The organism is Thiohalophilus sp. (assembly GCF_031581315.1).
Taxonomy (GTDB): Bacteria; Pseudomonadota; Gammaproteobacteria; order UBA6429; family Thiohalophilaceae; genus Thiohalophilus.
In genome coordinates, this window is record NZ_JAVLAZ010000113.1 from 1 (window position 1) to 6406 (window position 6406).

Below are 6406 nucleotides of genomic sequence, written 5' to 3' on the forward strand. Positions count from 1 at the left end.
GCGCGCAGCAGGTTGCCGCGCAGCCGGTTGATGCGCTTGATGGTATTGATGCTGGTGTTGTAACGATCGGCAATGCCGCTCAGGGTGTCGCCCTGGCGTATGCGATGGCGTTGCCAGGTGACCATCTGGTGACGGTCCAGTTCAGCCAGGCGCGTTTCAAAGGTCGCGACCGACTCGATGGGCAGGAGCAGGTAATGCGGTCCGTCGGGTGCCGTCGCCCAGCGGTTGTAGCCGGGATTGAGCCGATAGAGTTCATCCAGGTCCAGTTCGGCCAGCTCGGCGGCCTTGGCCAGATCGATCTGCCCCTGAATGTCGACCCGGGCAAAATAGGGCTCATCGGGAATTGGATCGAGCTGAATGCCGTAATCCTGTGGCGCCGCGATCAGCTTTTTCAGTGCCAGCAGTTTCGGGACATAGGCTTCGGTCTCACGCGGAAGATTCAGCGAGAAAAAATCGATCGGGCGCTGACGAGCTTTGTTACGGCGAATGGCACGATTCACGTTGCCGATACCGGAGTTATAGGACGCCAGGGCATGCATCCAGTCACCGTCGTAATAGTCATGCATGCGTTTGAGAAATTTGGCGGCGGCCTCGGTTGAGGCATAAATGTCGCGGCGACCGTCGTACCACCAGTTCTGTTTCAAACCGTAAAGACGGCCGGTGGCAGGAATGAATTGCCAGATCCCCGAGGCCCGCCCATGAGAATAGGCAAACGGTTGAAAGGCGCTCTCGACGATCGGCAGCAGTGCAATCTCCAGGGGCAGGTCATACTGCTCGAGCGTCTCGACGATATAGTACAAGTAGGGCCGGGCGCGTTGGGCCACCCGCTGCATGTATTCGGGGTTGCGGGCATACCAGCTGAGTTGTTGCTCGACGCGCCGATGGTCACTGTCCGGCAGGTCAAATCCGGTACGAATTCGTTGCCAGATATCCGGGGGTGGTGCCGGCTCGTCCGACAGCTGGGAAACAATCGTCTCATCACGCATCAACAGCGGAAACGGTGCATCACCCACGACTGTCGAGACATGCTCCGGCGTCCTGGCAGCGGGTTCGACTTGCGTGTCGGTGGGTGAAGATGAGGGCAGGGCGCAGCCGCTCATGGCCGCCGTCAGCAGAACAACGATCAGTATGCGCGTCATGTTGTTATTTTCAATTCAAGGGGTTGGGTACTGACTATAGTTAAACCCGATAGTAAAAACTGTGAACCAGGTGGTCAAGTGCGATGAGCTCCCGCCGGGAGCGCAAAGAAAGGGTTTCTGGGGTAAAATCCCGGATAAATGAGTACCAGTCTCAAATCAGAGTGAAAACAGTCAGTTAATGAAACATTCGTTGCGAATTCTTGTTATCGAAGATAACCCGGATCTGGCGGCAAATTTGGCTGACTATCTGGAAGCCAAATCGCACCAGGTGGATGCGGCCGCGGACGGGATTACCGGGTTGCATCTTGCACTGGTTAATGACTATGACGTGATTATCCTGGATCTGATGTTGCCCGGTATGGATGGGATGACCCTGTGTCGAAAATTGCGCACCGAAGGTCACCGTACCACGCCAATACTGATGCTGACCGCCCGGGAGTCCCTGGAAGATAAAATCGCCGGATTCGAAAGTGGTGCCGATGACTATGTCGTCAAACCGTTTGCCATGCGCGAGGTGGAGATGCGTTTGCTCGCACTGGCGCGTAGAAAGATCACGGAGACCGGCAAGCCGCTGCTGCAGATCGGGGAGCTGAGCTTTGATCCTGGCTCCCTGGCGGTGCGGCGCGCCGGCCGTGACATTGAACTTCCGCCCATCGCACTCAAGCTTCTGGAAATATTGATGCGGCACTCACCGGAGGTGGTCTGGCGGCAGGAACTCGAGCGGGCGATCTGGGGCGATACGCCGCCCGACAGTGACGCCTTGCGGGCACACATGCACGTGCTGCGGGCGGCCGTGGATCGGCCTTTTGACAGGGCCATGATCAGGACGGTGCGTGGATTTGGTTATCAACTGGTGGATCCTGATGCGGTTTCAACATAGTCTGCGCTACCGGGTAGCCGTCGGTTTTGCCGCCCTCAGCAGCCTGGTCAGTCTGCTGTTTGCCGCAACGCTCTATTTTGCCGCGCACGATGTCAGCCAGCGCTTGATCGACGAAACCCTGACGGCGGAGCTGGATGACTATATGGCTCGCCGGGAACGTAATCCGGTCTCGATACCGCCCTCTACCGTAACCGTGCATGGTTATGTCTCGGCCCATGACGATCTTTCCTCGATTCCCGTCGAATTACGCCAACTGCAACCGGGCTGGCACGATCTGCAGCTGGGTGAGACGCCCTACCGGGTGGTGGTGATGGATCGGCTGGGAGAACGTTATTTTCTGCTGCACGATATCTCGTTACAGGAGCGGCGGGAAAACCGGTTTCTGTTTTTTCTCGGCGGCGGTGTGCTGCTCATGGGATTGCTTTCCGCCGCCATTGGCTTCTGGTTCGCCGGGCGTGTGATCGCGCCGGTAACCGAACTGGCCCAGTGTGTGCGAAGCAGCAGTGCGGAACAGTCCCCGGTTTGTCTGGCGGATAATTTTCCTGATGATGAGGTCGGGGAACTGGCCCGGGTGTTTGAAAGTTACATTTCGCGCTTGCGCGCCTTTGTGGAACGGGAACGGATGCTGGCGGCGGATCTCAGCCATGAATTACGCACTCCGCTGGCGGTCATCCAGGGAGCGACCGAGGTCCTGCTCGAGGACGAGACGCTTTCCAGCCGGCACCGGGAAAGACTGGAGCGAATCGAACGGGCGAGCCATGACATGACCGATCTGGGAACGGCGTTGCTGTTGATGGCGCGGGAAGAATCGGGAGAGACGGCGTCGAATCTGTGTCCGGTCGCAGAAGTTCTGAACGAATCCCTGGACAAGCATCGCTATCTGATTCAGAACAAGTCGGTCGAATTGGTGCGGGAAAGTCGGGCGCCCGCTCTGCAACTTCGCTGCGAGCGGGGACTGCTGTATATCGTCATCAGCAACCTGTTGCGCAATGCGTTCACCTATACCGAACAGGGCGAAGTGCGGGTCAGCCTGTTCGATGATCGGCTGGTAGTGGAGGATACCGGGGGCGGGATTCCGGCACGCCATCAGGATCAGCTGTTTCAGCGTCATTTCAAGGGGACTCCCAAAGGAGCGGGTATCGGACTTTCCCTGGTAAAACGGATATGTGATCACTACGGCTGGCAAATACGGCTGGAGAGCCGGGAGGGGAGCGGAACCCGCGCCGAGCTCCATTTTCCCCGGGACACGCCCTCTGCGGGGGCTCAAACGCCGGACAAACAACCGGCATAACCCCGTTTTTCCTGCTCTGGTGGCGTCATCCCGAACCCTTGCGGGTTGGCGCTACCTCCTGATTCATCCTGGCGGCAGATCGGTGCTATACAGCGGCGCCAGGGTTCTCCCTGGCCGGTAATCCGGCAGAAATGATCCTTCCCTTAACCTGTTTTTGACCCGGTCTTGACGTTGTCTTGACAGAGGCTTCGTTATCCTAGCGCCCGACCTGTTCGGCCCTCGGTGCCGGACCTCAACTTCTTTGTCTTTCAGGTTATATAAATGGCTGGAAAAACTCTCGCGAGCCGGCGATATGCCGGCTGGTGGCGTTGGCTTCCCATGTTCAGCTGGTGGCCGAACGTCAACCGGACGACCCTGCGTGTCGATTTTCTCGCCGGGCTGACCGGCGCCATCGTCGTGCTGCCGCAAGGCGTTGCCTTTGCCACCATTGCCGGTATGCCGCCGGAATACGGTCTCTACGCCGGCATGGTGCCGGCAATTGTGGCCGCGTTGTTCGGTTCTTCCTGGCATCTGGTGTCCGGGCCCACTACCGCGGCTTCGATTGTGTTGTTTTCTGTTCTGAGCGCCCATGCCGAACCCGGCACGGCTCTCTATGTCCAGTTGGCGCTGACGTTGACCTTCATGGTGGGCGTCGTGCAGCTGGTCATGGGATTTGCCAAGCTGGGCACCCTGGTCAACTTTATCTCCCACTCGGTGGTGATCGGATTCACCGCCGGCGCGGCTATTTTGATCGCGACCAAGCAGATACAACATTTTTTTGGTATTGAGATTACCCGGGGCGCCGATTTCATTGAAACCCTGAAGCAGTTTGCGCTGCAGATCACCGATGTGAATCCCTATGTCCTGACAGTCAGCGTGATCACGCTGATACTGGGTATCGCTACACGGCGGCTGTTTCCCAGGGCACCCTATATGGTCGTTGCCATGCTGGGCGGCAGTCTGGCGGCGGTTATCCTGAGTCAGTTGATCGGGTCCCAGGCCAGTATACCGGCTGTCGGTGCGTTGCCCGCCGTGTTGCCGCCCTTATCCAGCCCCGATTTTTCAATGGATACCCTGCGTGAACTGGCCCCCGGTGTCATTGCGGTGACTCTGCTGGCACTCACCGAGGCGGTCTCAATCGCCCGGGCGCTGGCGGTACGCAGCGGTCAGCAGATCGACGGCAATCAGGAGTTTATCGGCCAGGGACTGTCGAATATCGTGGGCAGTTTCTTTTCCGCGTATGTGGCAACGGGCTCCTTCAACCGCAGCGGACTCAATTACGAAGCCGGTGCCAGAACGCCGTTGGCCTCGATCATCGCCGCACTGTTACTGATGCTGATCGTCCTGTTTGTCGCGCCGCTGGTCGCTTATCTGCCCAATGCCGCGATGGCGGCCATCCTGTTTCTGGTTGCCTGGGGGCTGATCGACTTTCATCATATTCGACAGATCCTGCGCGTCAGCCGTTCGGAAGCCGCGATTATGGCAACGACCTTTTTCGCCACGTTGTTGCTCGATCTGGAAACCGCCATCATGCTCGGTGTGATGCTGTCGCTGGGGATTTATTTGAGCCGGACCTCCCGCCCGAATGTGCTGGCGCGGGTCCCCGATCCTGATTCGCCGCGGCGCAAGTTTGTGACTGTGCAGGGTGAGCTGTCGGAATGTCCGCAACTGCGCATCATCCGCATCGATGGCTCGCTGTTTTTTGGTGCCATCAGTCATGTGCAGGAACAGTTGCAAAAGTTACCGGAGGCCGACAAGCGCAAGCATCTGGCTATTGTCGCAAGCGGAATCAATTTCATCGATATCGCCGGCGCCGAGTTTCTGGTCAATGAAGCCAGCAAACGCCGCCAGGCAGGCGGCGGGTTGTATGTGATCCGTGCCAAGGAACAGGTGCGTGAGTTCCTCGAGCGCGGCGGTTATGCTGATGAAATCGGGCATGAAAACTGTTTTCAGTCAAAAACCGATGCACTGCGGTATATCTTCAGCAAGCTCGACAAACAGGTTTGTGAATCCTGTCAGTTGCGGGTGTTCCGCGAGTGTGGCGCGCCGGCGGCTGATACCACGGAACAGTCTGAGTCTGAAACAGGCCGGCCGTTGCCGAAAGTGGGAGCAGGGCGTTGATGATGGCAAATTATCGCAGAATCCTTGCCCCCATCGAGCTTAACCGCCAGGGCGAGCAGATCGTTCGTCGAGCCCATCACATGGCCATGGCGCTGGATGCGCAACTGGTGGTGCTGCATGCGGTATATTATTCGACGGGCTTCGAGAGCGATCATGTGCCGTTTTTGACGCCGCAGCAACTACAGCGTCAAATCGCCGCGCAAATGCAGGAACGACTTGAACAGCTGCTCAAACGGGCCGGCGCGGCCGAGGTGAGGGGAGAGGTACTTGCCGGCAAGGCGACGAAAATTCTTCCCGCATTTGCCCGGGAGTGGCGTCCCGACCTGATCGTCCTGGCCGACGGTGTCGATTATGGTCTGCAACGATCCTCTGTGCTGGGTGCCCTGTTACCGGGTCGTGAACCGGCCTGGGACATCCTGGCCGTGCAGACCGGGGTGTCGTTGTCACCAGGCAGATTGTTGCGCTGGATGACCCGGCTTACCTGAATAGCGACAGGCAAGCTGCGTAGTCTCCTGTAACCCCGGTATAAGGTATTCCCAGTATCTGCTTCTGCAGGCATACTGTTTGTCCTCATTGTCACCGCTCAAACAGGATGTTCATGCTGTTTCGCCGTCGCTCCGATCAACCCGTTATGTTCCACCGCTGCGAACACGGTGATCAGCTCTGGCACGATCTGGCGCAGTGGTATGACACGGATCTGGGGCAGCTCACCAGAGAGCAAGAGCAGCAACAGCTGGATACAGAACTGGTCAATCTGTTCGGTTACCATCTCCTGCATCTGGGCAGTCCCGCGGACGCGGCGATGCTCCGGGCCAGTCGGGTCAATCACCGCATGCGCACCCGGCTCGATCCCGACAGCCGCGCGGCGGACCGGGATGAGCGAGGCTTGTGCCTGCAGCCGACAGCCCTGCCGTTTACCCCGGATAGCCTGGATGTGGTGGTGTTATCCCACGTGCTGGAGTTTTCGGATGATCCGCACACCGTCCTGCGGGAGGT

The 6406-nt window shown here is 58.4% G+C and carries 6 protein-coding genes; 5 read left to right on the forward strand and 1 reads right to left on the reverse strand.

The features are described 5' to 3' along the window. Window positions 1–1139 (reverse strand): transglycosylase SLT domain-containing protein (locus tag RI563_RS12060; RefSeq protein WP_310694632.1); only part of this gene is annotated, 1139 nt, incomplete at its 3' end. Window positions 1140–1329: 190 nt separating this feature from the next. On the opposite strand from RI563_RS12060, the gene RI563_RS12065 reads away from it, so the two are divergent. The 5 genes from RI563_RS12065 to RI563_RS12085 form a co-directional block, all read left to right on the forward strand. Then, window positions 1330–2019, forward strand: coding sequence for a response regulator transcription factor (locus RI563_RS12065; RefSeq protein ID WP_310694637.1), 690 nt, complete (start codon window positions 1330–1332; stop codon window positions 2017–2019). Further along, window positions 2003–3310 carry a HAMP domain-containing sensor histidine kinase gene (locus tag RI563_RS12070; protein WP_310694633.1) on the forward strand — a complete coding sequence of 436 codons (1308 nt, stop codon included), beginning with the start codon at window positions 2003–2005 and terminating at the stop codon, window positions 3308–3310. The genes RI563_RS12065 and RI563_RS12070 overlap by 17 nt, the downstream gene beginning before the upstream one ends. A gap of 261 nt (window positions 3311–3571) precedes the next feature. After that, window positions 3572–5410: a SulP family inorganic anion transporter gene (locus RI563_RS12075; RefSeq protein ID WP_310694634.1), complete on the forward strand. Its 1839-nt coding sequence runs from the start codon at window positions 3572–3574 to the stop codon at window positions 5408–5410. A gap of 2 nt (window positions 5411–5412) precedes the next feature. Next, the gene (locus tag RI563_RS12080; protein WP_310694635.1) at window positions 5413–5895 is read left to right on the forward strand and encodes a universal stress protein; all 483 of its coding nucleotides are present in this window, start codon (window positions 5413–5415) and stop codon (window positions 5893–5895) included. Window positions 5896–6008: 113 nt separating this feature from the next. Then, window positions 6009–6406, forward strand: a 398-nt coding sequence (locus RI563_RS12085) for a methyltransferase domain-containing protein (RefSeq protein WP_310694636.1), incomplete at its 3' end; no start/stop codon positions are given.

Coding starts and splice junctions, on each gene's coding strand:
- RI563_RS12070 (WP_310694633.1), top strand. CDS start 2,003: ATGCGGTTTCAACATAGTCTGCGCTACCGGGTAGCCGTCGGTTTTGCC.
- RI563_RS12075 (WP_310694634.1), top strand. CDS start 3,572: ATGGCTGGAAAAACTCTCGCGAGCCGGCGATATGCCGGCTGGTGGCGT.
- RI563_RS12080 (WP_310694635.1), top strand. CDS start 5,413: ATGGCAAATTATCGCAGAATCCTTGCCCCCATCGAGCTTAACCGCCAG.